The sequence below is a fragment of the Salmonella sp. 5800 genome (assembly GCF_046558195.1).
Classification (GTDB): Bacteria; Pseudomonadota; Gammaproteobacteria; order Enterobacterales; family Enterobacteriaceae; genus Salmonella; species Salmonella enterica.
Window position 1 is genome coordinate 446,664 of the sequence record NZ_JBGDOX010000001.1, and the last position, 23,134, is coordinate 469,797.

At 53.0% G+C, this 23,134-nt stretch carries 24 protein-coding genes and 1 other annotated feature; of the genes, 10 read left to right on the top strand and 14 right to left on the bottom strand.

Going from position 1 to position 23,134, the window contains the following annotated elements:
* Positions 1-76: 76 nt before the first annotated feature.
* The 3 genes from ACLJZ5_RS02185 to osmB all read left to right on the top strand — a co-directional run bounded on the left by ACLJZ5_RS02185 (position 77) and on the right by osmB (position 1,572).
* A complete protein-coding gene (locus tag ACLJZ5_RS02185) occupies positions 77-256 on the top strand; it encodes a hypothetical protein (protein WP_001279854.1) in 180 nt (59 codons plus the stop codon).
* Positions 257-342: 86 nt separating this feature from the next.
* Positions 343-1,095, top strand: a complete 753-nt coding sequence (locus tag ACLJZ5_RS02190) for a DNA-binding transcriptional regulator YciT (protein WP_001088594.1) — start codon at positions 343-345, stop codon at positions 1,093-1,095.
* Between the two features lie 258 nt (positions 1,096-1,353).
* On the top strand, positions 1,354-1,572 hold the full coding sequence (gene osmB, locus ACLJZ5_RS02195; RefSeq protein WP_000481166.1) for an osmotically-inducible lipoprotein OsmB: 219 nt from the start codon (positions 1,354-1,356) through the stop codon (positions 1,570-1,572).
* 119 nt (positions 1,573-1,691) lie between these two features.
* On the opposite strand, the gene yciH is transcribed toward osmB, so the two are convergent.
* The 5 genes from yciH to pgpB form a co-directional block, all read right to left on the bottom strand.
* Complete coding sequence (yciH, locus tag ACLJZ5_RS02200) at positions 1,692-2,018, bottom strand: stress response translation initiation inhibitor YciH (protein ID WP_001285199.1); 327 nt, start codon at positions 2,016-2,018, stop codon at positions 1,692-1,694.
* Complete coding sequence (gene pyrF, locus ACLJZ5_RS02205) at positions 2,018-2,755, bottom strand: orotidine-5'-phosphate decarboxylase (RefSeq protein ID WP_001537903.1); 738 nt, start codon at positions 2,753-2,755, stop codon at positions 2,018-2,020. Before pyrF ends, yciH begins: the two co-directional genes overlap by 1 nt.
* A gap of 190 nt (positions 2,756-2,945) precedes the next feature.
* A complete protein-coding gene (lapB, locus tag ACLJZ5_RS02210) occupies positions 2,946-4,115 on the bottom strand; it encodes a lipopolysaccharide assembly protein LapB (RefSeq protein ID WP_000891378.1) in 1,170 nt (389 codons plus the stop codon).
* 6 nt (positions 4,116-4,121) lie between these two features.
* On the bottom strand, positions 4,122-4,430 hold the full coding sequence (locus tag ACLJZ5_RS02215) for a LapA family protein (RefSeq protein WP_000876301.1): 309 nt from the start codon (positions 4,428-4,430) through the stop codon (positions 4,122-4,124).
* Between the two features lie 149 nt (positions 4,431-4,579).
* Positions 4,580-5,344, bottom strand: coding sequence for a phosphatidylglycerophosphatase B (gene pgpB / locus ACLJZ5_RS02220; RefSeq protein WP_000948651.1), 765 nt, complete (start codon positions 5,342-5,344; stop codon positions 4,580-4,582).
* A gap of 195 nt (positions 5,345-5,539) precedes the next feature.
* On the opposite strand from pgpB, the gene ribA reads away from it, so the two are divergent.
* Positions 5,540-6,130, top strand: coding sequence for a GTP cyclohydrolase II (gene ribA / locus ACLJZ5_RS02225; RefSeq protein WP_001176284.1), 591 nt, complete (start codon positions 5,540-5,542; stop codon positions 6,128-6,130).
* A 55-nt stretch (positions 6,131-6,185) separates the two neighbouring features.
* Here ribA and acnA read toward each other — a convergent pair whose 3' ends face one another.
* The 5 genes from acnA to topA form a co-directional block, all read right to left on the bottom strand.
* The gene (gene acnA, locus ACLJZ5_RS02230; RefSeq protein ID WP_024797893.1) at positions 6,186-8,861 is read right to left on the bottom strand and encodes an aconitate hydratase AcnA; all 2,676 of its coding nucleotides are present in this window, start codon (positions 8,859-8,861) and stop codon (positions 6,186-6,188) included.
* A gap of 182 nt (positions 8,862-9,043) precedes the next feature.
* Positions 9,044-9,136: a small membrane protein YmiC gene (gene ymiC / locus ACLJZ5_RS02235; protein WP_223148964.1), complete on the bottom strand. Its 93-nt coding sequence runs from the start codon at positions 9,134-9,136 to the stop codon at positions 9,044-9,046.
* A gap of 280 nt (positions 9,137-9,416) precedes the next feature.
* A complete protein-coding gene (locus ACLJZ5_RS02240; RefSeq protein WP_213083417.1) occupies positions 9,417-9,557 on the bottom strand; it encodes a YmiA family putative membrane protein in 141 nt (46 codons plus the stop codon).
* A gap of 280 nt (positions 9,558-9,837) precedes the next feature.
* On the bottom strand, positions 9,838-10,812 hold the full coding sequence (gene cysB / locus ACLJZ5_RS02245) for an HTH-type transcriptional regulator CysB (protein WP_000776233.1): 975 nt from the start codon (positions 10,810-10,812) through the stop codon (positions 9,838-9,840).
* 404 nt (positions 10,813-11,216) lie between these two features.
* Positions 11,217-13,814: a type I DNA topoisomerase gene (topA, locus tag ACLJZ5_RS02250; RefSeq protein WP_000513593.1), complete on the bottom strand. Its 2,598-nt coding sequence runs from the start codon at positions 13,812-13,814 to the stop codon at positions 11,217-11,219.
* A gap of 402 nt (positions 13,815-14,216) precedes the next feature.
* Between topA and ACLJZ5_RS02255 the strand changes: the two genes are divergently transcribed.
* Positions 14,217-14,468 carry a YciN family protein gene (locus ACLJZ5_RS02255; RefSeq protein ID WP_000548616.1) on the top strand — a complete coding sequence of 84 codons (252 nt, stop codon included), beginning with the start codon at positions 14,217-14,219 and terminating at the stop codon, positions 14,466-14,468.
* 41 nt (positions 14,469-14,509) lie between these two features.
* Here ACLJZ5_RS02255 and sohB read toward each other — a convergent pair whose 3' ends face one another.
* Entirely contained in the window at positions 14,510-15,556 is a 1,047-nt protein-coding gene (gene sohB / locus ACLJZ5_RS02260) for a protease SohB (RefSeq protein ID WP_000422082.1), read from the bottom strand.
* 237 nt (positions 15,557-15,793) lie between these two features.
* Here sohB and ACLJZ5_RS02265 point away from each other — a divergent pair, with 237 nt between their 5' ends.
* Both ACLJZ5_RS02265 and cobO read left to right on the top strand, forming a co-directional pair.
* On the top strand, positions 15,794-16,555 hold the full coding sequence (locus tag ACLJZ5_RS02265) for a YciK family oxidoreductase (protein WP_024797892.1): 762 nt from the start codon (positions 15,794-15,796) through the stop codon (positions 16,553-16,555).
* Positions 16,552-17,142, top strand: a complete 591-nt coding sequence (gene cobO, locus ACLJZ5_RS02270) for a cob(I)yrinic acid a,c-diamide adenosyltransferase (RefSeq protein ID WP_001278856.1) — start codon at positions 16,552-16,554, stop codon at positions 17,140-17,142. The genes ACLJZ5_RS02265 and cobO overlap by 4 nt, the downstream gene beginning before the upstream one ends.
* Positions 17,143-17,228: 86 nt before the next feature.
* Here cobO and rluB read toward each other — a convergent pair whose 3' ends face one another.
* The 3 genes from rluB to rnm form a co-directional block, all read right to left on the bottom strand.
* On the bottom strand, positions 17,229-18,104 hold the full coding sequence (gene rluB, locus ACLJZ5_RS02275) for a 23S rRNA pseudouridine(2605) synthase RluB (protein WP_001291233.1): 876 nt from the start codon (positions 18,102-18,104) through the stop codon (positions 17,229-17,231).
* A gap of 100 nt (positions 18,105-18,204) precedes the next feature.
* Positions 18,205-18,825 carry an L-threonylcarbamoyladenylate synthase gene (locus ACLJZ5_RS02280; protein ID WP_000077250.1) on the bottom strand — a complete coding sequence of 207 codons (621 nt, stop codon included), beginning with the start codon at positions 18,823-18,825 and terminating at the stop codon, positions 18,205-18,207.
* A gap of 7 nt (positions 18,826-18,832) precedes the next feature.
* Entirely contained in the window at positions 18,833-19,714 is an 882-nt protein-coding gene (gene rnm / locus ACLJZ5_RS02285; RefSeq protein ID WP_024797891.1) for an RNase RNM, read from the bottom strand.
* Positions 19,715-19,835: 121 nt separating this feature from the next.
* On the opposite strand from rnm, the gene trpL reads away from it, so the two are divergent.
* The 3 genes from trpL to trpD all read left to right on the top strand — a co-directional run bounded on the left by trpL (position 19,836) and on the right by trpD (position 23,132).
* Positions 19,836-19,880, top strand: a complete 45-nt coding sequence (gene trpL, locus ACLJZ5_RS02290; protein WP_010989026.1) for a trp operon leader peptide — start codon at positions 19,836-19,838, stop codon at positions 19,878-19,880.
* Positions 19,857-19,952: a sequence feature (Trp leader region), on the top strand. (Overlaps the previous gene by 24 nt.)
* Positions 19,953-19,974: 22 nt before the next feature.
* Positions 19,975-21,537, top strand: a complete 1,563-nt coding sequence (gene trpE, locus ACLJZ5_RS02295) for an anthranilate synthase component I (RefSeq protein WP_024797890.1) — start codon at positions 19,975-19,977, stop codon at positions 21,535-21,537.
* The gene (trpD, locus tag ACLJZ5_RS02300; RefSeq protein ID WP_000763492.1) at positions 21,537-23,132 is read left to right on the top strand and encodes a bifunctional anthranilate synthase glutamate amidotransferase component TrpG/anthranilate phosphoribosyltransferase TrpD; all 1,596 of its coding nucleotides are present in this window, start codon (positions 21,537-21,539) and stop codon (positions 23,130-23,132) included. The genes trpE and trpD overlap by 1 nt, the downstream gene beginning before the upstream one ends.
* Positions 23,133-23,134: the final 2 nt, after the last annotated feature.

Consider the following 23,134-nt stretch of genomic DNA (forward strand, 5'->3'; position numbering starts at 1 on the left):
CTATTTTTCCCTTCTCTTTTCAGATTAATTTCTGCATCATGAATTGAAACCTTTTCTGACATTAAGGATGACAAACATGTCTGATATCGAAGCACAACGAATTGCCGCACGCATTGATACCGTGCTGGATATCCTTGTTGCTGGCGATTACCACTCGGCCATCAATAACCTTGAAATATTGAGAGCAGAGCTGTTAGATCAGGTTAAAGACGGTATCTCGCCATCCCAGGCTCCCGGGTCGCCCTGGGAAATCTGATAGCGATTATTTGTCCGGGATGGCCGTTAGTCCTTCCCGGCTCTCTGACTGTCTGTTGACTCCTCTTAACGTATAAAATTAATACTATGAACTCCCGACAACAATCAATTTTGCAAATGGTGGTTGATAAAGGCCAGATGAGCGTTGCTGAACTGGCGAAAATTACCGGCGTATCTGAAGTCACGATTCGTCAGGATCTGAATACCCTGGAAAAACAGAGCTATTTACGCCGTGCGCACGGTTTCGCCGTTTCGCTTGAGAGCGATGACGTAGAGACTCGCATGATGACGAACTACACGCTAAAACGCCGGCTGGCGGAGTTCGCCGCCTCGCTGGTCAGTCCAGGAGAGTCCGTTTTTATTGAAAATGGCAGTAGCAATGCGCTATTGGCCCGGACGCTGGCGGAACAAAAAGATGTCACGATCATCACCGTGAGCAGTTATATCGCGCACCTGCTCAAAGAGACCCCTTGCGAAGTCATTCTCCTCGGTGGAATCTATCAGAAAAAAAGTGAAAGCATGGTAGGGCCGTTGACGCGACAGTTTATCCATCAAGTGCATTTCAGCAAAGCATTTATCGGTATTGATGGCTGGCAGGCTGATACCGGCTTTACCGGACGCGATATGATGCGATCGGATGTGGTTAACGCTGTTCTGGAAAAAGGCTCAGAAGCGATTGTCCTCACCGACAGCTCCAAATTTGGCTGTGTGCATCCCTATCCCCTGGGCCCGCTCTCTCGCTTCCATCGTGTTATTACGGATTCCAGAATTTCCGCCAGCGATCAAATGCAGTTAGAGCATGCAGGGCTGCTAGTCAATGTTATTGGCTCATCCGTTTAAAATATTTCCCGATGGTTTGCCCTATGGCAAATCATCCTCTCTCTAAGACTTTTCTGACATCCCAATTAAGACTATTTACCTGTTGTAACGAGCGTAACGTCGTAAAATTAATATTAGCGAAATAACAGGAAGTGACTATCACCTGCGTGATATACCCCTGCGCAATCAGGTTTTACGGAAAATCTCTTAACAGGTTTTATTTTAACTATAGTTATAGTGAGCTTAATTCCGTGAATCGTTAATTCAGGAGAGAGTATTATGTTTATGACGAGCAAAAAAATGGCCGCTGCTGTGCTGGCAATCACCGTAGCAATGTCTCTGAGCGCCTGCTCAAACTGGTCCAAGCGCGATCGCAACACGGCTATTGGCGCAGGTGCGGGGGCGTTAGGCGGCGCAGTGTTAACGGACGGCAGTACATTAGGCACCCTGGGCGGCGCGGCGGTCGGCGGCGTGATTGGTCACCAGGTTGGAAAATAATCCAGACGTTTAAATATTGAACGGCTCAAAATAATACGTTTATTCTTTTCAGGTCTGGATTACAAAAATAGACAAAGTTGACTTTTACGCCACGGTAATTTACAACCGTGGCGTTTTCATTAGCCGCCAGCTAATTTTACTTTCATTCCTTTAGCTTCCAGCAATGATTTTATCAAGTCGCGTTTATCTCCCTGAATTTCAATAATCCCTTCTTTTACTGCCCCGCCACAGCCGCATTTTTTCTTCAGTTCAGCCGCCAGTTTGGTTAATTCCGCATCATTCATCTCGATACCGGTAATCAAACATACGCCTTTACCCTTACGGCCACTGGTTTGACGCTGAATGCGAACGATACCATCCCCTTTGGGACGAACCGGCGCCGTTTTAGGTTCTTCAATGCGCCCCGTCTGTGTTGAATAAACCAGACGACTATTGGAATCGCTCATTATGCCTCCCGTTTCAGTGACGCGTTAATATCCTTCAGCGTTTGCGCCGGATCTACCGATTGCGTAACCGGGCGGCCAATCACCATATAGTCGACGCCGGCGGATAATGCCTGTTCGGGCGTCATAATGCGTCGCTGGTCGCCTGCCTCGCTGCCTGCGGGCCGAATGCCCGGCGTCACCAGCTTAAATGCAGCGCCAAAGGCCTGTTTAAATCTGACCGCTTCCTGAGCGGAACAGACCACGCCATCCAGCCCGCATTGCTGCGTCAGGCGCGCCAGCCGCTCCGCATGTTCCGCCGGTGACAACGTCACGCCCAGATCGCGCAGATCGCTGGTTTCCATACTGGTCAACACGGTCACGGCAATGAGTAACGGCGCATCTTTACCGAATGGCGCCAGCGCGTCGCGCGCTGCGGCCATCATTCTCGCCCCGCCAGACGCGTGAACGTTTACCATCCAGACGCCCAGGTCTGCCGCTGCAGCGACTGCCCGAGCCGTGGTGTTGGGAATATCATGAAATTTTAGATCAAGAAAGACATCAAACCCACGCTGCTGGAGATCCCGAACGAGCTGTGGACCAAACAGCGTGAACATCTCTTTGCCCACTTTTAAGCGACAATCGCGAGGATCGATTTTATCGACAAACGCCAGGGCTTTATCGCGTTCATGGTAATCCAACGCCACAACGACAGGCGATTCAGTAATAGCGCAGGAAGAAGATGAAGCAGTAAACGTCATGACCAGACCTTCTTGATGATGGGCACCGGAAGTGGCGCAAATTGGATAAACGGCGTGCATTCTACCTGCGGCGCAGGGAAATTAACAGGTTCGATTGACAACCTGATAAGCCCTGCCTGCTGATGCCAGCGTCGTTTCTAGCTTTACGTCATTAAGTATGTTGTAACTAAAGTGAGGCTTTTTTTATATACTACTGCCCATCAAGTCCGCGAATAGGTTTAATGGTCGACCATGCCCGGCAGGACGGACAGTGCCAGTACAAGGTATAGGCGGTAAAACCGCATTTCTGACAACGATACCGCGGTTTACTGCGCACCTGCTCGCCAACCATATCACGCAGTACCATCAGGCTTTCTTTCGCTCGCCCTTCTTCCGCCTCGTTGAGATGGTAATCCATCAGCTTATGGAACACCCGCATGGTAGGATGTCGCTGTAGCTGACGCGTGATATAGACTTGAGCTGCGTCACTACCTTCACGCGCTTCCAGAATATCGGCAAGCATTAACTCAGCGCCAGCACCGGTATTCTCCTCAACGGCGCGACGTAAAAACTCCGCCCACTCGGCATTTTTACCGAGCTGTTGATAACAGGTTTGCAGCATCTCCAGCGTTTCGCTGACCAGCTCTTTATCCTGAACGATCACACGTTGCAGGCTTTCGACCGCTTTGGCGTAATCCCCTCTCGCCATATAAACGCGCCCCATCATGATAGACACCCGGGCGCTATTTTTATCTGCGGCGGCACCTTTTTTCAGCAACGCCATCGCGCGATCCATGTCGTCGTTGCCCATCTGCTGTAACGCTAACTCACAGTAAAAATGGGCGATTTCGATACGCTGTTTATCTTTGCCCAGTTTCACCAGCCGTTCTGCTACTTCGATCGCCTTTTGCCAGTCGCTGGTTAGCTGATAGATTTGCAAGAGCTGCTGTAACGCGCCTACGCGAAATTCCGTTTCGTCGGTAAGTTGGTTAAACATATCTTCCGCGCGGTCATATAAACCGGCGGCCATATAGTCGCGCCCCAGTTGCTGAACAGCCAGTAAACGCTGTTCATAGGTCAATGAAGCGCTTTCCATGAGCGTTTGATGAATACGAATGGCGCGATCGACTTCGCCGCGAGAGCGAAACAGATTACCGAGAGTGAGATGAGCCTCAACGGTGCCCGTATCCTCTTTAAGCATATCGAGGAACAGATCCACCGCTTTATCTTGTTGGTTACTCAGCAGGAAGTTAACCCCTGCGACATAATCGCGCGACAGGCGGTTAGCTTCATCCTGTTTTGTTTGTTGCGCACTTCTGCGACCCATATACCACCCATAGGCAGCGGCTACAGGCAACAGCAGAAATAACAACTCCAACATAAATGATTATTCCTTTACAACCGACGAATCGGCAGGGACCGCAACGTCGGTTGCTGGCGAGAGCTTGTTTTCCAGTCGTTTAATTTTACGTTCAGCGCGGGCAAGGGAAACGCGGACCCGCAGCCAGAACAGGCCGCAAATCAGCCAGCCAATCGCAAAACCGACGGCGAACAACACAGCAAGCAACGTGGAGATACGATACTCCCCTTGCGCCAGCAGGTAGTTAAACGTCACCTGTTGATCATTCTGCGCGCCTAGCGTCACCGAAATAACAAAAATCGCCAATACCAGTAAGAAAATGAGTAAATATTTCACATTACTTCCCGTTATGTGGTTTGCGCGAATAAATCGTGTCCAACTTACCGCATCCAGCCTTCTAAATTACCATTTTCCCGCCTCGCGCGAAATGGAAATGCGCCCGCCATCAGATGATTTAAGGGCAATAGTCAGAAAATCAACCGTTGTCAGCTTTCCTGCTCGCGTTCAGCAATTTCTTGCGCTTCTTCACGAGGCGGCATAAGCGGCCCGCAAATTCGCTGCGCCAGCCAGGTCGCCAGGGTAACTAATAGCCAGGAGATGAGCGTGGCGACCACTAAATCTCGCGGCCAGTGCATTCCCAGAAGCAAACGGCTGCCCATTACGCCGGTCGCCCAGACTAACAAAAACGCGATGGTGAAAGTCCGTCTGCGCGGCCATAACAGACCCACGGCCAAAAGCGCCCAGCTCGCTGCAAACATGGTGTGTCCGGAGGGAAACGCAAAGCCCGTCTCTTTTTGCCAGTGCTGACGCAGGAAAACGGGGATGTTCTGTTGCCCGGCCAACTGCTCTTTCACTAAATGTCCGCGTTCTGTACGCTTTAAAGTGTAGAACTCATCGACGGGAATATGGTGCGTTTTTTCAAGCCAGACCACAAATGGCCGCGGCTCCTGTACGCGCTCCTTTACCCATGACTTCACGCCCTGCCCGACGATAATCGCCCCGCCGAGAATCGCAAACAGCATAATGGCGGCGCGCAGGCGAAATCGCAGGCACCATAAGAACCATCCACAAAGAATCACATGCGTGATAACGCCCCAGGGTTTGGTCACGGTTTCCGTTATCCAGAATAGCGTTTTTAGCCACCAGACCTGATGTCCTGGCTGCCACTGCCAGCCTGATACCCATACGGCAAGCGGCATGATAAGCAACAGGGCGGCGCCTGCCGCGGTGCGCCTCGCAATTGAAAGCATGGATGCTCCTTTTATAAATAAGTATCACAATCATAACTGAAAATTCTCGCCGGACTGGAAAATTGACAAATTTGTGCCATTCCTGAGCAATTACGTGGTAGTGATTAGGTGATGTCCGCCGCCTTATGGCAAAATAGCGGGATACAAGCCAACAGGCGACGACACCGCAGGCGTCAGCATAATCTGGAGAAATACATGCAGCTTAAACGTGTGGCAGAAGCCAAACTGCCAACCCCATTGGGTGACTTTCTGATGGTGGGATTTGAAGAACTGGCAACCGGACACGACCATGCCGCGCTGGTTTTTGGCGATATTTCAGGTAAAACGCCGGTACTGGCTCGCGTTCATTCCGAATGTCTTACCGGGGACGCGCTTTTTAGTCTGCGCTGTGATTGTGGTTTTCAACTGGAAGCCGCGCTGACGCATATTGCGGAAGAAGGACGCGGTATTCTGATTTACCACCGTCAGGAAGGCCGCAATATCGGCCTGCTTAATAAAATTCGCGCTTATGCGTTACAGGATCAAGGCTATGACACGGTGGAGGCCAATCATCAGCTCGGCTTTGCCGCCGATGAGCGTGATTTCACCCTGTGCGCGGATATGTTCAAATTACTGGGCGTAGATGAAGTTCGCCTGCTGACCAATAATCCGAAGAAAGTCGAAATACTGACCGAGGCGGGAATTAATATCGTCGAACGCGTTCCGCTCATTGTGGGTCGTAATCCAAATAATGAGCATTATCTCGATACTAAAGCGGCCAAAATGGGCCACCTACTAAGCAAGTAAGCCACCGGTATTAAAGCGCGGGCCTGCCTGTTTACGGCAGGCCCGATAAACGGCTTTAGTTCAGCATATTTCTAATGACATAGTGCAATATGCCGTCATTCTGGTAGTAAGTCAGCTCGGTGGCGGTATCAATGCGACAGCGGCAAGGCACCGTTTCTTTGCTGCCGTCCGCTCTCGTTAACATAACCGGAATGGTCGCGCCAGGGCGCAGATTTTGCAGATCCGCGATATCAATCACCTCTTCCCCGGTCAGTCCCAGCGTTTTACGCGTTACGCCCTGTGGAAACTCCAGCGGCAGGATCCCCATCCCAATCAGGTTTGAGCGGTGGATACGTTCGAACGACTCGGCGATCACCACGCGAATACCTAACAGCCGCGGACCTTTTGCCGCCCAGTCACGGCTCGATCCCGACCCATACTCTTTCCCGGCAATCACCGCCAGCGGCGTTTTTTCCTGCAGGTAAAGCATCGCGGCATCATAAATCGACATCGCTTCCGTACCCGGCAAATGCCGCGTCATCCCACCTTCGACGCCGGGCAGCATTTCGTTGCGAATACGAATATTGGCGAACGTACCGCGCATCATCACTTCATGGTTGCCGCGCCGTGATCCATAGGAGTTAAAATCCTTCCGCTCAACGCCGTGGTTTTGCAGATAACGTCCGGCGGGACTGTCCGGCTTGATACTGCCGGCCGGAGAAATATGGTCGGTCGTTACCGAATCCCCCAGCATCGCCAGGATACGCGCGCCGTGGATATCTTTGACTGGCGCAGGCTGGGCCTGCATTTCATCAAAGAAAGGCGACAGGCGAATATAGGTTGAATCCGACTGCCAGCCGTAGGTATCGGACGATTCAACCTGAATCGATTTCCATTCTTCCGTACCCTCAAACACTTCCGCATACTCTTTACGGAACATATCCGATGATACCAGTTCAACGGCGCGGGCAATTTCCTGCGCTGAAGGCCAGATATCCTTCAGGTATACCGGATCGCCTTTACGATCGTACCCCAGCGGCTCTGTCGCGAGGTTAATATTCATGTTTCCGGCCAGCGCATACGCGACCACCAGCGGCGGCGACGCCAGCCAGTTCGTTTTCACCAGCGGATGGATACGCCCTTCAAAATTTCGGTTACCGGAAAGCACGGCCCCTACCGTCAGATCGCCTTTTTTAATCGCGGTCTCAATAGGCTCCGGCAACGGACCGGAGTTCCCGATACAGGTCGTACAGCCATAACCGACCAGGTTAAAACCGAGTTCATCCAGATAAGGCGTAAGTTTGGCCTGCGCCAGATAGTCAGATACCACTTTTGACCCCGGCGCCAGAGAAGCCTTGACCCACGGTTGACGCTTCAACCCCAGCGTTACTGCTTTTTTCGCCAGTAATCCCGCCGCCATCAGCACGCTGGGATTCGAGGTATTCGTGCAGGAGGTGATGGCGGCAATGACGACAGCGCCATCCGGAAGCTGATATGGCTGTCCGTTCATCGTATAGTCAACCGGCTGGCGATCTTTTTGCGCGGTATTCAGCTCCAGCTCGGCGCTGGCGGCAAAGGCTTTCGGCACATCGCCTAACGCCACGCGATCCTGCGGGCGTTTCGGCCCGGCCAGACTGGCCTCGACATCGCCCATATCCAGTTCCAGAGTACTGGTAAATACCGGTTCGTCTCCGGGATTGCGCCACATTCCCTGCGCCTTCGTGTAGGCTTCAACCAGCTCGACCAGATCGTCGCTACGTCCGCTTAATCGCATATATTCCAGGGTGATGGCGTCAATAGGGAAGAAACCACAGGTTGCGCCATATTCCGGCGACATATTAGCGATGGTCGCGCGATCCGCCAACGGCAGCGAATCCAGACCATCACCATAAAATTCAACAAATTTACCCACGACGCCATGCTTACGCAGCATTTGCGTGACGGTTAGCACCAGGTCAGTGGCGGTGATTCCCTCCCGAAGCTTACCGGTTAACTTAAAGCCGACGACATCCGGGATAAGCATCGACACGGGCTGACCAAGCATTGCCGCTTCTGCTTCAATACCACCCACGCCCCACCCCAATACGCCCAGACCATTAATCATGGTCGTATGGGAGTCAGTCCCCACCAGCGAGTCCGGGTAAGCAATCCACTCCCCGTCCTGTAATTCGCTCCAGACGGCTTTACCCAGGTATTCCAGGTTAACCTGATGGCAAATGCCGGTTCCGGGCGGCACCACGCTGAAACGGCTGAATGCCTGCTTTCCCCATTTCAGGAACATATAACGCTCATGGTTACGTTCCATTTCCAGCCGCACGTTTTCTTCAAACGCATCGTCATCGCCGAAATGATCGACCGTCACAGAGTGGTCAATAACCAGATCAACCGGCGATAACGGGTTCACTTTCGACGTATCGCCGCCAAGGCGTTTAACGGCTTCACGCATCGCCGCCAGGTCGACAACGGCAGGCACGCCGGTAAAGTCCTGCATCAGGACACGGGCGGGCCGCCAGGCAATTTCACGATCGGCATGGGCATTTTTAAGCCAACCGGCCAGCGCCTGAATATCTTCATCAGTCACAGACTCGCCGTCCTGCCAGCGCAACAGGTTTTCCAGTAACACTTTAAGTGATTTGGGCAAACGGGCGATATCGCCCAGGGATTTGGCAGCCAGCGGCAGACTGTAGTAATGATACGTTTTATCTTTGGCTTGCAATGTATCCTTACTGGCTTCTCGTAGGGTTGACGACATAGCTCCTCCTTAAATGACAGGGTTGCGTTACCCTGATTCTCCACAGGGTTGTATTAAAGATAACACAAACAAAATGTAACGTTTTGATAACAACCCAAATTGCTAAAAGAGGAGAAACCTAACAGGCGAGGAGCGAAGATGAAAAAGCCCGATAAATAGCGCATTATCGGACTTTGACGAGATTAGACGGCAATCCAGATTAACTCGGCCCAGAACAGTAGCGATAATATAAACGCGCCAGTCCATGACCAATACTTTATATTTGACGTTAACATAGGCGACACCAACTGTGTTTAATCAATACTGAGAGGCGCTCAGCACACGGTTGCTGCGGTGTAATAAGACAGCGTTAATAAAACAATAACGCCAATAAAAAGACGGATATTATTTTTGTGACACCTCATCAGCAAAAGCATCAATAAATGCCCGCTGCTGCGGTGTGAGCGTCCAGTGTTGCGGAACAGACCGAAAAACGGTCGTATCCGGGGTGTTATCATCGTCACAAGATTGAATCGGGGGCGCGACCACGCGCTCGCGTTCCGACGTAATGCTCACTTAGCCCCACCAATGCCAGATAACAAGCGCTACCACTACCCAGAACAACGCAGAACCCACAAAAACCGCCAACCATGCTTTACGTTTGAGCTCAGGGTCGCGGCGCGGTTCCTGGTTTTCAGAAGGCATTACTAACCTCATGCTATCGGTATCACTTATCATTTCAGCACCAAACAATCGGTACAATTAATCATCAGATGAGACAAATCCTAAATAAACTTTAGTCAAAAATCCAGTCAATTTACGAATCGTTGCCAGTGAATAAATCAATCTTTTGACTCAAGATAACTATTTGGAAAAAGAAACTGGCGGGACGGGTAATTCAACACTATTTTGCTGATCATTACCCGTAATACTTCTAGGGATATTGCAAAAGGCGGCTTTGTCTGCCATGCCACTACGACACAAACCGACGATGCTATTACTTTTCAGGCAGCTTTATATCCTGAAACATCGCTTCAATTTCTTCATTAGAACGCAACGCCACCGCCGTATCCACCACGTCACGCGTCAGATGCGGCGCAAAACGCTGGATAAAATCATACATATAGCTGCGTAAAAAAGTACTACGGCGAAAACCAATTTTTGTGGTGCTGTGGCTAAAAATATCGTGCGCGTCAATCCGCACTAAATCAGGATCGGCAAGCGGATCGACCGCCATGCTGGCAATGACGCCAACGCCCAGCCCCAACCTGACATACGTTTTAATCACATCCGCATCGGTTGCAGTAAAGACGATCCGCGGCGTTAATCCTGCGCGATTAAAAGCGGTATCCAGTTCGGAACGCCCGGTAAAGCCGAAGGTATACGTCACCAGCGGATACTGCGCCAGCGCTTCAATCGTTACGGAAGACGTTGCCGCCAATGGATGATCCGGCGTCACCACTATCGAACGGTTCCAGTGATAGCATGGCAACATCACCAGATCGTCATATAAATGCAGCGCTTCCGTGGCAATCGCGAAATCGGCGTTCCCTTTCGATACCGCTTCCGCAATCTGCGTTGGCGACCCCTGGTGCATATGCAGCGAAACGCGCGGGTAACGCTCGATGAAGCCTTTAATCACGCCTGGCAATGCGTAACGCGCCTGAGTATGAGTAGTGGCAATATAGAGCGAGCCTTTATCCGGCCAGGTGTGCTCGCCGGCGACCGACTTAATGGCATCGACTTTGGAAAGCACCTCACGCGCAATACGAATAATCTCCTGACCTGCGGGCGTCACCTGAGTCAGATGCTTACCGCTGCGGGCGAAAATCTGAATGCCAAGCTCATCTTCCAGCATCCGCACCTGCTTGCTGATCCCCGGCTGGGAAGTATACAACCCCTCAGCGGTAGAGGAGACGTTAAGGTTATGATTAACCACTTCAACAATGTAACGAAGCTGCTGCAATTTCATAATACATCATCCAGATTAGCGCCATCAGGCCATCGTTTATCTGCAGACTTAATCGGGCTGCTAATACGATTTAATAATAAAAAAGGTGTTAACTATAACCACTATATCATTTATATCTGAACTGTATAGCCGACGCGATAAAATAATAAGACCGCTCTACCCAAAATAATTCGAGTGCTTAAAGGCGGCAAGAGAGTGAGTCCCCAGGAGCATAAGGTGACTGAGATGAGCGACAAATCTGCCGGGAGCAGATTTGAACGTCGCGTGCGACGGCCCGTCAGGGCGAGGCCCATGGACGGGCCGAGTAATCCGTAGCCAACACATAAGCCACTTGAAGTATGAAGGGGATATAAAAAAAGGGCCGCTTACGCGGCCCGCTTGACTACAGTGGCGACAGGCCGGGGTTATTTCTTGCCTTCAACCCACTTGCCGTCGACGAAGAACGCTGACCATCCCGTCGCCTTCCCGTCTTTTTCCGCCGCAACGTACTGCTGTTTTGTTTTGCGGCTAAAGCGAACAACGGTTTTATTACCTTCCGGATCCTGCTGCGGCGCATCCGCCAGATAACGCAGTTTTTCCGGCAGGCGATCGCGGAACCGGTAAAGCTCCTCGACTAATGGCGCGCGCGTTTCGCGTGATTTCGGGAACGTATTGGCCGCCAGGAATATCCCTGCGGCGCCATCGCGCAGCACAAAGTACGCGTCCGATTTTTCACACGGCAGTTCCGGCAATGGAACAGGATCTTCCTTCGGCGGCGCAACTTCGCCATTACGCAAGATCTTACGGGTATTTTTACATTCGTCGTTAGTACAGGCCATGTACTTACCAAAACGCCCCATTTTCAGGTGCATTTCGGAACCACATTTCTCACACTCAACGATCGGGCCGTCATACCCTTTGATGCGGAACTCGCCTTCTTCAATCTCGTAGCCGTCACAGGTCGGGTTATTACCACACACATGCAATTTACGCTTCGGATCGATCAGATAGCTGTCCATCGCCGTACCGCACTTCTGACAGCGACGTTTGGCGCGCAGGGCGTTGGTTTCGGCGTCGTCGCCTTCCAGCACGTTCAGAACTTCATTTTCCGGCACCAGGTTAATGGTCGTTTTACAACGCTCTTTCGGCGAAAGCGCATAACCTGAACAACCAAGGAAAACTCCCGTACTGGCAGTACGAATTCCCATTTTACGGCCACAGGTTGGACAGTCGATGCTGGTCAGCACCATCTGGTTAGGACGCATCCCCCCTTCTTCCGGATCTTTCTCGGCTTTATCGAGCTGCTGAGTAAAATCGCTGAAGAAGTTATCCAGTACCGCTTTCCACTCGGCCTGGTGATTTGCAACCTGATCCAGACTATCTTCCATCTGTGCAGTAAAATCGTAGTTCATCAATTCGCGGAAGTTTTCTTCCAGCCGATCGGTGACGATTTCACCCATTTTTTCCGCATAGAAGCGACGGTTTTCAACGCGAACATAGCCGCGATCCTGAATGGTCGAGATAATCGACGCATAGGTAGACGGACGACCAATACCGCGCTTCTCAAGCTCTTTAACCAGAGAAGCCTCGCTAAAACGGGCTGGCGGTTTAGTAAAGTGCTGAGCAGGCGTCAATTCAAGTAGCGTCAGCGCATCGCCCTTATTCACGGCAGGCAATGTGCGATCTTCATCGCCTTTACGCAGCGCCGGCATCACTTTTGTCCAGCCGTCAAAGCGCAAAATACGCCCACGCGCTTTCAGACGGAATTCGCCTGCGCCAACGGTAAGCGTAGTGGAGTCATATTGTGCTGGCGTCATCTGACAGGCGACAAACTGACGCCAAATTAGCTGATACAACTTCTGCGCGTCAGCCTCCATGTCTTTCAGCGACTCCGCCATGACAGCAACGTCGGAAGGACGGATCGCTTCGTGCGCTTCCTGAGAGTTTTCTTTGCTGGCGTACTGGTTCGGGTTATCCGGCAGGTATTTCTTGCCGAAATTATCGCCAATATAACCACGCACCATGTTGACCGCATCCTGACTCAGGTTGGTGGAGTCTGTACGCATATAGGTGATGTAGCCCGCCTCATACAGACGCTGCGCCATCATCATGGTTTTCTTCACGCCAAAGCCCAGCCGGGTGCTGGCCGCCTGTTGTAGCGTGGAGGTGATAAACGGCGCGCCAGGTTTGCTGCTGGTCGGTTTGTCTTCACGCTCCAGTACGCTATAGCGCGCTTTTTCCAGCAAGCTGACGGCGGCAAGCGTCTGCTCGCGATTTACCGGCCGGAATGGCTTGTCGTTCTGATGCGTGACCTGTAGCGGTAGCGCCTCGCCAGACGGCGTCGTCGTATTGGCGTCAATTTCCCAGAACTCTTCCGGAACAAACGCTTTAATCTCGCGCTCGCGTTCAACGACCAGACGGACCGCGACAGACTGAACGCGACCTGCCGACAAACCACGGGCGATCTTTTTCCACAGCAGCGGCGAGACCATATAGCCTACCACGCGGTCCATAAAGCGGCGCGCTTGCTGGGCGTTGACCCTGTTAATATTCAGCTCGCCCGGCTGTTCAAACGCCTGGCGAATGGCATTTTTGGTTATTTCGTTAAAGACTACGCGACTGTAGCGCGCGTCATCGCCGCCGATCACTTCCCGCAGGTGCCATGCAATGGCTTCCCCTTCGCGGTCAAGGTCGGTTGCGAGATAGATGTGGTCGGCTTTTTCCGCCAACTGTTTCAGTTCAGAGACGACCTTCTCTTTACCGGGCAGCACTTCATAGTGCGCATCCCAGTTGTGCCACGGGTCAACCCCCATACGGTTGACGAGAGCGCCACGTTCATCCTTTTTGGGCTTTTTAGCCGTTTTGGTGGAGGTAGAGTCGGCGCTCTTTTTAGCTGCTGAGCCACTGGTCGGCAAATCACGGATATGACCCACGCTGGATTTCACCACGTAGTCATTACCCAGATACTTGTTGATCGTTTTGGCTTTTGCCGGGGACTCAACGATGACAAGAGCTTTACCCATATTCACCTTTACCTAAGTTGATTCTTCCAGGAATGCGTCGCACGTTGATTCACCTTCCACTGGCGACGAGACAACGATATATGGTCTCTGCGTCTGCGGATATCAACCCCTTGTACTGGCTTTGTGTACGAAATGTAACCCTCAGGTGACTGAGTTAACAGGCTTTTTTGCACACACGCGCTATAGCACGACGGAATTTTGGTCGAATGTCAAGCAATTCTGTTGCCAGATTGACGAAAGCGTCACACTGTACCTGATAAAATTCGATACGCAACTTTATTAGCATGCAAAAACAAATCTTGCCAGTGAACGCAACATGACAAATCCATCAATTTCCTGTGAGAATATTTGCCCATCAGAAGTGCTCAGCGTAGACTAATCTCCTTGTTTAAGGAGTAAAAAATGCATAAAGAGACGCAACCTATCGATCGCGAAACACTGTTGCTTGAAGCCAACAAAATTATTCGGGAACATGAAGACACGATGGCAGGTATTGTCGCCACCGGCGTAACGCAGAGAAATGGCGTGCTGGTTTTCAGCGGCGATTACTTTTTAGACGAGCAAGGGTTACCGACCCCTAAAAGCACCGCGGTGTTTAACATGTTTAAACACCTGGCGCATGTGCTGTCTGAGAAGTATCACCTGGTGGATTAATCCATGCCGGATGGCGCTGAATGCCATCCGGCAATAGCGGTTTACATCAATGGCTTTTGTCCACGCTGCCACCAGCGCAGCAGTAGCCGATCCGCGCTTTCCGCCGCGCTGCCGGTAACACGATCGATCAGTTTTTTACGCTGCATATAGCGCACATTCAGCACCTCGCGCCCTTCCATCAGGCCGAGGATAACCTCATCGCTGGTGTTAATTTCATCAACCAGTCCTTTCTCCAGCGCCTGCTGACCATACCAGTGTTCGCCCGTGGCCACCTGTTCAATGTCCAGAGCCGGACGCATCCGCTGCACAAACTCTTTGAACAGATGGTGCGTTTCGTTGAGATCTTCACGAAACTTCTGCCGCCCTTCTTCCGTATTTTCGCCTAACAATGTCAGGGTACGTTTGTACTGCCCTGCGGTATGCAGTTCAATATCAATGTCTTTACTTTTGAGAAAGCGGTTAAAGTTCGGGATTTGCGCGACAACACCAATTGACCCCACAATAGCGAACGGCGCCGCGATAATTTTTTCCGCCACGCAGGCCATCATGTAGCCTCCGCTTGCCGCGACTTTATCCACCGTCACGGTCAGCGGAATATTTTTATCGCGCAGGCGCTGCAATTGCGATGCCGCCAGGCCATAGCCATGCACAACGCCACCGGGGCTTTCCAGACGCACAACCGCCCGATCGCCGGGTTTCGCCACTGCCAGCACCGCCGTGACCTCTTCGCGTAACGCATTAACTTCGTGAGCGTCCATACTGCCTTTGAAATCTATCACCCATACGCGCGGTTTGTCCGATGTCGCAATGTCCCCCAGCTTCGCTTTTGCTTTGGCGGCTTTCGCCTCCTGCTTATGCTTTTTTTTCTGCGCTTTATGCCACAGTTTTTGCTGATGGCCATCCATCAACGCCGCAGCAAGGTCATCCTTCATCTCCTGATACTGCTCGCTCAAATTGGTCACGCGCAGCTCGCCGCGCTGACGTTTGCGTTGCGTAGCATTCACGATCAGCAGCACAATGACGGCAATGGCCACCACAACGGTGACGATTTTTGCCAAAAATAAGCCATATTCAGACAACAATTCCACGACTCCCACCTTGATTAAATAACGCGACTTGCGCTCAGTGTACAACAGGCATCGAAGTCAGTCTCTCTTCATCCGTATGCCTGTTGAGGAAGAAAAAGTATGACAAGACGTTCATTTTACGGCGTTATCGCCCCTGTCTGATTGAAAAAAAAGGCGCTTTCAGGCATAAACCCGAAAAGTTAACGCGAAGATAAGACAACCTGGCAGGACGGTGCACCACACCGTTGAGGAGTAGCCATGCATTACCAACCGAAACAAGATCTATTGCAAAACCGCATTATTCTGGTCACTGGCGCCAGCGATGGCATTGGGCGGGAAGCCGCGCTCACGTATGCGCGTTACGGCGCAACGGTGATTCTGCTGGGACGCAACGAAGAGAAACTGCGTCGGGTCGCGCAGCACATTGCTGACGAGCAACATGTTCAACCACAGTGGATTACGCTCGATCTGCTGACCTGCACCGCTGAAGAGTGCCGGCAAGTGGCCGACCGCATCGCCGCGCACTATCCCCGCCTGGATGGCGTCCTGCACAATGCCGGGTTACTGGGGGAAATCGGCCCAATGAGCGAACAAGATCCGCAGATCTGGCAGGATGTCATGCAGGTAAACGTTAACGCCACCTTTATGCTCACCCAGGCGCTGTTACCGTTATTATTGAAGTCCGATGCCGGCTCGCTGGTCTTTACGTCATCAAGCGTTGGCCGTCAGGGACGCGCCAACTGGGGCGCCTATGCCACCTCGAAGTTTGCTACTGAAGGAATGATGCAGGTGCTGGCGGACGAATACCAGAACCGTTCTCTGCGTGTTAACTGCATTAACCCGGGCGGCACGCGCACCAGTATGCGCGCCAGCGCCTTTCCGACGGAAGATCCACAGAAATTAAAAACGCCTGCCGATATTATGCCGCTTTACCTGTGGCTTATGGGCGACGACAGTCGCCGTAAAACCGGTATGACCTTTGACGCCCAACCGGGCCGTAAACCAGGAATCGCCCAATGAGTGATGAACGTTATCAGCAGCGCCAGCAGAAGGTAAAAGATCGGGTTGACGCCCGTGTCGCCCAGGCACAGGAAGAGCGCGGTATTATTATCGTGTTTACTGGCAATGGTAAGGGCAAAACCACGGCGGCTTTCGGGACTGCCGCCCGCGCCGTAGGACACGGTAAAAACGTAGGCGTGGTGCAATTTATTAAAGGCACCTGGCCCAACGGCGAGCGTAATCTGCTGGAACCGCATGGCGTCGAATTTCAGGTGATGGCAACGGGATTTACCTGGGAGACGCAAAATCGCGAGGCAGACACCGCAGCATGTATGGCCGTTTGGCAGCATGGGAAACGGATGCTGGCCGATCCGCTGCTTGATATGGTGGTACTGGATGAGCTGACCTATATGGTGGCGTATGACTATTTGCCGCTGGAAGAGGTCATAAGCGCGCTAAACGCGCGCCCTGGTCACCAGACGGTGATTATTACAGGTCGCGGCTGTCACCGGGATATTCTTGATCTTGCGGATACCGTCAGCGAACTGCGTCCGGTTAAACATGCTTTCGACGCGGGCGTAAAAGCCCAGATGGGAATTGATTATTAACCGTAGGCCGGATTAAGGCGTTTGCGCCGCCATCCGGCACAAACCCTCTTGTCTGATGACTCTCGGCCTATAGACCGCGGTAGAGATTACCCGTTGTTATTACGCCCACCGGAGCGGCGTCCGCCAGCTATCTGGCTGTGGCGTTTTACCGCCCGACGGATCTGGTTCGCTTTCATACGACGACGGTCTTTTTCGACGGCAACCTTCGACGAGGTTTCCGGCGGGAGCTCTACCAGACCACGCAGATAGTTCGTTTGCGCGAGGTCGAGCTCAGTCCAGCCGCCGCGCGGCAGGCCTTTCGGCAGCGGGATATCGCCGTAACGAACGCGGATCAGACGGCTGACCTGAACGCCTACCGCTTCCCACAGTCGGCGAACTTCGCGGTTGCGCCCTTCCGTCAGCGTCACGTTATACCACTGGTTAATGCCTTCGCCGCCGCTGAATTTAATGGTCTTAAATGCCGCCGGACCATCTTCCAACTGTACGCCACGGCTTAAATCACGCAGTTTCGATTCATCCACCTGACCGAACACGCGCACGGCATATTCACGTTCAACTTCACGACTAGGGTGCATCAGACGGTTCGCCAGTTCACCGTCGGTGGTAAACAACAATAGCCCGCAGGTGTTGACATCCAGACGTCCTACCGCAATCCACCGCGCGCCGCGCAGTTTCGGTAAGCGATCAAAAACGGTTGGCCGCCCTTCAGGGTCATTGCGGGTACACAGTTCACCTTCTGGTTTGTAATAGGCCAGAACGCGGCAAATTTGTTCCGCCGACTCTTTCACCGAAATCAGGTGACCGTCGATACGGATTTTCAAACCGGGAGTGACTTCAACACGATCGCCAAGCGTGGCGATTTTACCGTCAACGCTGACACGTCCCGCTTCAATAATGGATTCGATTTCACGGCGAGAGCCGTGGCCAGCGCGCGCCAGCACTTTTTGTAACTTTTCGCTCATAGAGCTTCCTTCAGGTGTCGCCTTCACAGGCGTCGAACAGGAGAATGAACGGCGCGTTGCCGCGCCATTTTAAGGCCGCGTAGTATACAGGCTTACGCCCTTATAAGAAAGGTGTAACGTCGCCGACGCCTTCGCGCAGCACCACCGGGGAGTCATTGGTCAAATCGATTACCGTGGTAGGCTGTTGGCCGAGGTAACCGCCGTGGATGATCAGATCCACCTGCTTCTCCAGCCGATCTTTAATCTCCTCCGGGTCCGACTCGGTAAAATCGCTGCCAGGCAGCATCAACGACGTCGAGAGCATCGGTTCGCCCAGCGTATCCAATAACGCCAGCGCAATCGGGTTTGACGGTACGCGCAGGCCGATAGTTTTACGCTTTTCCTGCAACAGACGGCGCGGCACCTCTTTTGTCCCCTTCAGGATAAAGGTGTAATTACCCGGCGTATTGTTTTTCATCAGACGAAATGCCACGTTGTCGACGTAGGAGTAGGTCGACAACTCGGACAAATCGCGGCACATCAGCGTGAAGTTGTGGCCGTCCGGCAGATGACGGATGCGGCAAATGCGCTCCATTGCGCCTTTGTCTTCAATTTTACAACCAAGGGCATAGCCGGAATCGGTTGGATAAACAATAACACCGCCTTTACGCACAATGTCGACGGCCTGATTAATCAGCCGTTGCTGTGGGTTATCCGGATGGATATAAAAAAACTGGCTCATACTTCCCTCACTGTGATATTTGCGGCTGTTCCCATGTCTGCCATACGCCTTCAACGCCAGCGGGCAGCCAGAGTTTACGCCCCAACTCAATCCACGGGCAGGGCTGATGGAAATCAGATCCAAGCGATGCCCATAAATGATGCTGACGCGCAAGCGTCGCCAGTTGGGTGCGTTCATTGGGCGATTGTTGGCACTGCGCCACTTCCATCGCGTCGCCGTGATGGTCGGCAAAATATGCCACTAATCTTTTCAGCCACTTAGCGCTAAGGTCGTAGCGTCCCGGATGGGCCAACACCGCCTTACCGCCAGAATGATGAATGACATCAATAGCTTGTTCTATTGTACACCACTGCGGCGGAACGTAACCGGTTTTCCCACGCGCGAGATATTTTTTAAAAACATCCGCCATGGTCGCGGCTTTGCCGCACTCCACCAGAAAGCGGGCGAAGTGGCCGCGCGTCACCGCGCCGCCATTGGCCAGTCTCAATGCCCCTTCCCACGCGCCGGGAATATGGGCTTTTTCCAGACGCTCCGCAATGAGCCGACCACGCGCCTGACGCCGCTGTGTCTGCTGCGCCAGAAAATCGCGCATTGCCGGGTGCGCAATATCAATATTCAGACCCACAATGTGAATCTCATGATTCTCCCAGACCGTTGAAATCTCCACGCCGGGAATAAGATTCAGAGCCAGCCCGCAACGTGAAATTTCTTCTCTTGCCGCAGGAATCGCGGCTGTGGTGTCATGATCGGTAATCGCCAGCGTGCCGACTCGCATCTCTACCGCACGGTGTACTAATGTTCCTGGCGTCAACAGTCCATCGGACGCCGTGGTATGACTGTGCAGATCGTAAATCACTGCGTAATTCGTGTCGCTCAAGGCGGCTCCCATAGAGATAAAGGTATGTCATGTACATCATAACGGTTCCGGCAAATATACTGAAATAGGTGTTGACATTATTCCATCGAACCAGTTAACTAGTACGAAAGTTCACATGAAGAGGGTATCTAAAATGGCAGCGACATTTGCATTACACGGTTGGTGGCGCACTTCCTGATAGCGGGCGGTGTATGAACAGCTGTAATCAGCCAAACGATACCCGGCCCGCCTGTTAAGCGGGCTTTTTTTTGAACAAAATAATGAGAATAACCATGCAAACACCAAAACCCACGCTCGAACTGTTGACCTGCGATGCCGCCTACCGGGAAAACCCAACGGCGCTTTTTCATCAGGTCTGCGGCGATCGCCCGGCAACGCTGCTGCTGGAATCCGCGGATATCGACAGTAAAGACGATTTAAAAAGCCTGCTGCTGGTAGATAGCGCGCTGCGCATTACCGCTCTAGGTGACACTGTCACTATTCAGGCGTTATCTGATAATGGCGCCTCGTTATTACCGCTACTGGATACCGCCCTCCCCGCTGGCGTGGAGAACGAAGTCCTGCCTGTCGGTCGCATTCTACGCTTTCCGCCCGTCAGCCCATTATTAGATGAAGACGCCCGTTTATGCTCTCTGTCGGTATTTGATGCGTTCCGCCTGTTACAGGGAGTGGTGAACATACCGACGCAAGAGCGGGAGGCTATGTTTTTCGGCGGTCTGTTTGCCTACGACCTGGTCGCTGGCTTTGAAGCGCTGCCACACCTTGAGGCTGGCAATAACTGCCCGGACTACTGCTTTTATTTAGCGGAAACGCTGATGGTGATAGATCATCAGAAAAAAAGCACCCGTATTCAGGCCAGTCTGTTCACCGCAAGCGACCGGGAAAAACAGCGCCTGAACGCCCGCCTGGCGTACCTTAGCCAACAGTTAACCCAGCCTGCGCCGCCGTTGCCGGTGACGCCGGTGCCGGACATGCGCTGTGAATGCAATCAGAGCGATGACGCGTTCGGCGCGGTGGTACGCCAGTTGCAAAAAGCCATCCGCGCGGGGGAGATATTTCAGGTGGTGCCGTCGCGCCGCTTTTCACTGCCCTGCCCGTCGCCGTTGGCTGCCTACTACGTGCTGAAAAAGAGCAACCCCAGCCCGTATATGTTCTTTATGCAGGATAATGATTTCACGCTTTTCGGCGCGTCGCCGGAAAGCTCGCTGAAATATGACGCCGCCAGTCGTCAGATTGAGATTTACCCCATCGCGGGTACCCGTCCACGCGGTCGCCGCGCCGATGGTACGCTGGACAGAGATCTCGACAGCCGTATTGAGCTGGACATGCGTACCGACCATAAAGAGCTTTCCGAACATCTGATGCTGGTCGATCTGGCGCGCAATGACCTGGCGCGCATCTGTACGCCGGGCAGTCGCTACGTTGCCGATCTGACAAAAGTTGACCGCTATTCGTACGTGATGCATTTGGTTTCCCGGGTGGTGGGCGAACTGCGTCACGATCTCGACGCGCTGCACGCCTATCGCGCCTGCATGAACATGGGCACCCTGAGCGGCGCGCCGAAAGTACGCGCCATGCAGTTGATTGCCGATGCGGAAGGACAGCGCCGCGGCAGCTATGGCGGCGCGGTCGGTTACTTCACCGCCCACGGCGATCTGGACACCTGTATTGTTATCCGCTCCGCGCTGGTGGAGAACGGTATCGCCACCGTACAGGCGGGCGCCGGAATTGTGCTGGACTCGGTTCCGCAGTCTGAAGCCGATGAAACCCGTAATAAAGCGCGCGCCGTATTGCGTGCTATCGCCACCGCGCATCATGCACAGGAGACCTTCTGATGGCTGATATTCTGCTGCTCGATAACATCGACTCGTTTACCTGGAACCTGGCAGATCAGCTACGGACCAACGGTCATAACGTGGTGATTTACCGTAACCATATTCCGGCGCAGACGCTTATCGATCGCCTGGCGACAATGAAAAATCCGGTGCTAATGCTCTCCCCCGGTCCGGGCGTTCCCAGCGAGGCAGGCTGTATGCCGGAGCTGCTGACCCGACTACGCGGCAAGTTACCGATCATCGGCATTTGTCTGGGGCATCAGGCGATTGTCGAAGCTTACGGCGGTTATGTCGGTCAGGCGGGAGAAATCCTGCATGGCAAAGCCTCCAGCATTGAGCATGACGGTCAGGCGATGTTCGCCGGGCTGGCGAATCCGCTACCGGTCGCGCGTTATCATTCGCTGGTCGGCAGTAATGTTCCTGCCGGGCTAACCATTAACGCCCATTTCAACGGCATGGTGATGGCGGTACGTCATGATGCGGATCGCGTTTGCGGTTTTCAATTTCATCCTGAGTCCATCCTGACGACACAGGGTGCGCGTCTACTGGAGCAAACATTAGCCTGGGCGCAGCAAAAGCTGGAACCGACCAACACCCTACAGCCAATTCTGGAGAAACTCTATCAGGCGCAAACTCTGACGCAACAAGAGAGCCATCAGTTGTTTTCGGCGGTCGTCCGCGGCGAACTTAAGCCTGAACAGCTCGCCGCCGCGCTGGTGAGCATGAAAATTCGCGGCGAGCATCCCAATGAAATTGCCGGCGCCGCCACTGCGTTGCTGGAAAATGCCGCCCCGTTCCCGCGCCCGGAGTATCTGTTTGCGGATATCGTTGGTACCGGCGGCGATGGCAGTAACAGTATCAATATCTCTACCGCCAGCGCCTTTGTCGCAGCGGCCTGTGGACTGAAAGTGGCGAAACACGGCAACCGTAGCGTGTCCAGCAAATCGGGGTCATCCGATCTGCTGGCGGCGTTCGGTATTAATCTGGATATGAACGCCGATAAATCACGTCAGGCGTTAGATGAACTGGGCGTCTGTTTCCTGTTTGCGCCGAAATATCACACCGGATTCCGTCACGCGATGCCGGTTCGCCAACAGTTAAAAACGCGAACCCTGTTCAACGTACTCGGCCCGCTGATCAACCCGGCGCATCCGCCGCTGGCATTGATTGGCGTCTATAGCCCGGAACTGGTGCTGCCGATTGCGGAAACCTTACGGGTACTGGGCTATCAGCGCGCGGCGGTGGTACATAGCGGCGGCATGGATGAGGTTTCGCTCCATGCGCCGACGATTGTCGCGGAGCTGCATGACGGCGAAATTAAAAGCTATCAACTTACGGCGGAGGATTTTGGCCTGACGCCTTACCATCAGGATCAGTTGGCTGGCGGCACGCCGGAAGAAAACCGTGACATTCTGACGCGGTTATTACAAGGTAAAGGCGATGCCGCGCATGAGGCCGCCGTCGCCGCCAACGTGGCGATGCTGATGCGTCTGCATGGTCAGGAAGATCTCAAAGCCAACGCGCAAACCGTGCTTGATGTTCTGCGCAACGGCACCGCATATGACAGAGTCACCGCACTGGCGGCAAGAGGGTAAAT

What these genes read in the sequence shown, in the direction of transcription:
- ACLJZ5_RS02240 (WP_213083417.1), bottom strand. Translation starts at nt 9,557, where the DNA reads ATGAGGTTAGTAATGCCTTCTGAAAACCAGGAACCGCGCCGCGACCCT.
- acnA (WP_024797893.1), bottom strand. Translation starts at nt 8,861, where the DNA reads ATGTCGTCAACCCTACGAGAAGCCAGTAAGGATACATTGCAAGCCAAA.
- ACLJZ5_RS02280 (WP_000077250.1), bottom strand. Translation starts at nt 18,825, where the DNA reads ATGAGCCAGTTTTTTTATATCCATCCGGATAACCCACAGCAACGGCTG.
- pyrF (WP_001537903.1), bottom strand. Translation starts at nt 2,755, where the DNA reads ATGACGTTTACTGCTTCATCTTCTTCCTGCGCTATTACTGAATCGCCT.
- rluB (WP_001291233.1), bottom strand. Translation starts at nt 18,104, where the DNA reads ATGAGCGAAAAGTTACAAAAAGTGCTGGCGCGCGCTGGCCACGGCTCT.
- cysB (WP_000776233.1), bottom strand. Translation starts at nt 10,812, where the DNA reads ATGAAATTGCAGCAGCTTCGTTACATTGTTGAAGTGGTTAATCATAAC.
- ACLJZ5_RS02185 (WP_001279854.1), top strand. Translation starts at nt 77, where the DNA reads ATGTCTGATATCGAAGCACAACGAATTGCCGCACGCATTGATACCGTG.
- osmB (WP_000481166.1), top strand. Translation starts at nt 1,354, where the DNA reads ATGTTTATGACGAGCAAAAAAATGGCCGCTGCTGTGCTGGCAATCACC.
- rnm (WP_024797891.1), bottom strand. Translation starts at nt 19,714, where the DNA reads ATGGGAGCCGCCTTGAGCGACACGAATTACGCAGTGATTTACGATCTG.
- ACLJZ5_RS02265 (WP_024797892.1), top strand. Translation starts at nt 15,794, where the DNA reads ATGCATTACCAACCGAAACAAGATCTATTGCAAAACCGCATTATTCTG.
- ribA (WP_001176284.1), top strand. Translation starts at nt 5,540, where the DNA reads ATGCAGCTTAAACGTGTGGCAGAAGCCAAACTGCCAACCCCATTGGGT.
- lapB (WP_000891378.1), bottom strand. Translation starts at nt 4,115, where the DNA reads ATGTTGGAGTTGTTATTTCTGCTGTTGCCTGTAGCCGCTGCCTATGGG.
- topA (WP_000513593.1), bottom strand. Translation starts at nt 13,814, where the DNA reads ATGGGTAAAGCTCTTGTCATCGTTGAGTCCCCGGCAAAAGCCAAAACG.
- ACLJZ5_RS02190 (WP_001088594.1), top strand. Translation starts at nt 343, where the DNA reads ATGAACTCCCGACAACAATCAATTTTGCAAATGGTGGTTGATAAAGGC.
- ymiC (WP_223148964.1), bottom strand. Translation starts at nt 9,136, where the DNA reads ATGTTAACGTCAAATATAAAGTATTGGTCATGGACTGGCGCGTTTATA.
- trpD (WP_000763492.1), top strand. Translation starts at nt 21,537, where the DNA reads ATGGCTGATATTCTGCTGCTCGATAACATCGACTCGTTTACCTGGAAC.
- trpE (WP_024797890.1), top strand. Translation starts at nt 19,975, where the DNA reads ATGCAAACACCAAAACCCACGCTCGAACTGTTGACCTGCGATGCCGCC.
- yciH (WP_001285199.1), bottom strand. Translation starts at nt 2,018, where the DNA reads ATGAGCGATTCCAATAGTCGTCTGGTTTATTCAACACAGACGGGGCGC.
- ACLJZ5_RS02255 (WP_000548616.1), top strand. Translation starts at nt 14,217, where the DNA reads ATGCATAAAGAGACGCAACCTATCGATCGCGAAACACTGTTGCTTGAA.
- pgpB (WP_000948651.1), bottom strand. Translation starts at nt 5,344, where the DNA reads ATGCTTTCAATTGCGAGGCGCACCGCGGCAGGCGCCGCCCTGTTGCTT.
- cobO (WP_001278856.1), top strand. Translation starts at nt 16,552, where the DNA reads ATGAGTGATGAACGTTATCAGCAGCGCCAGCAGAAGGTAAAAGATCGG.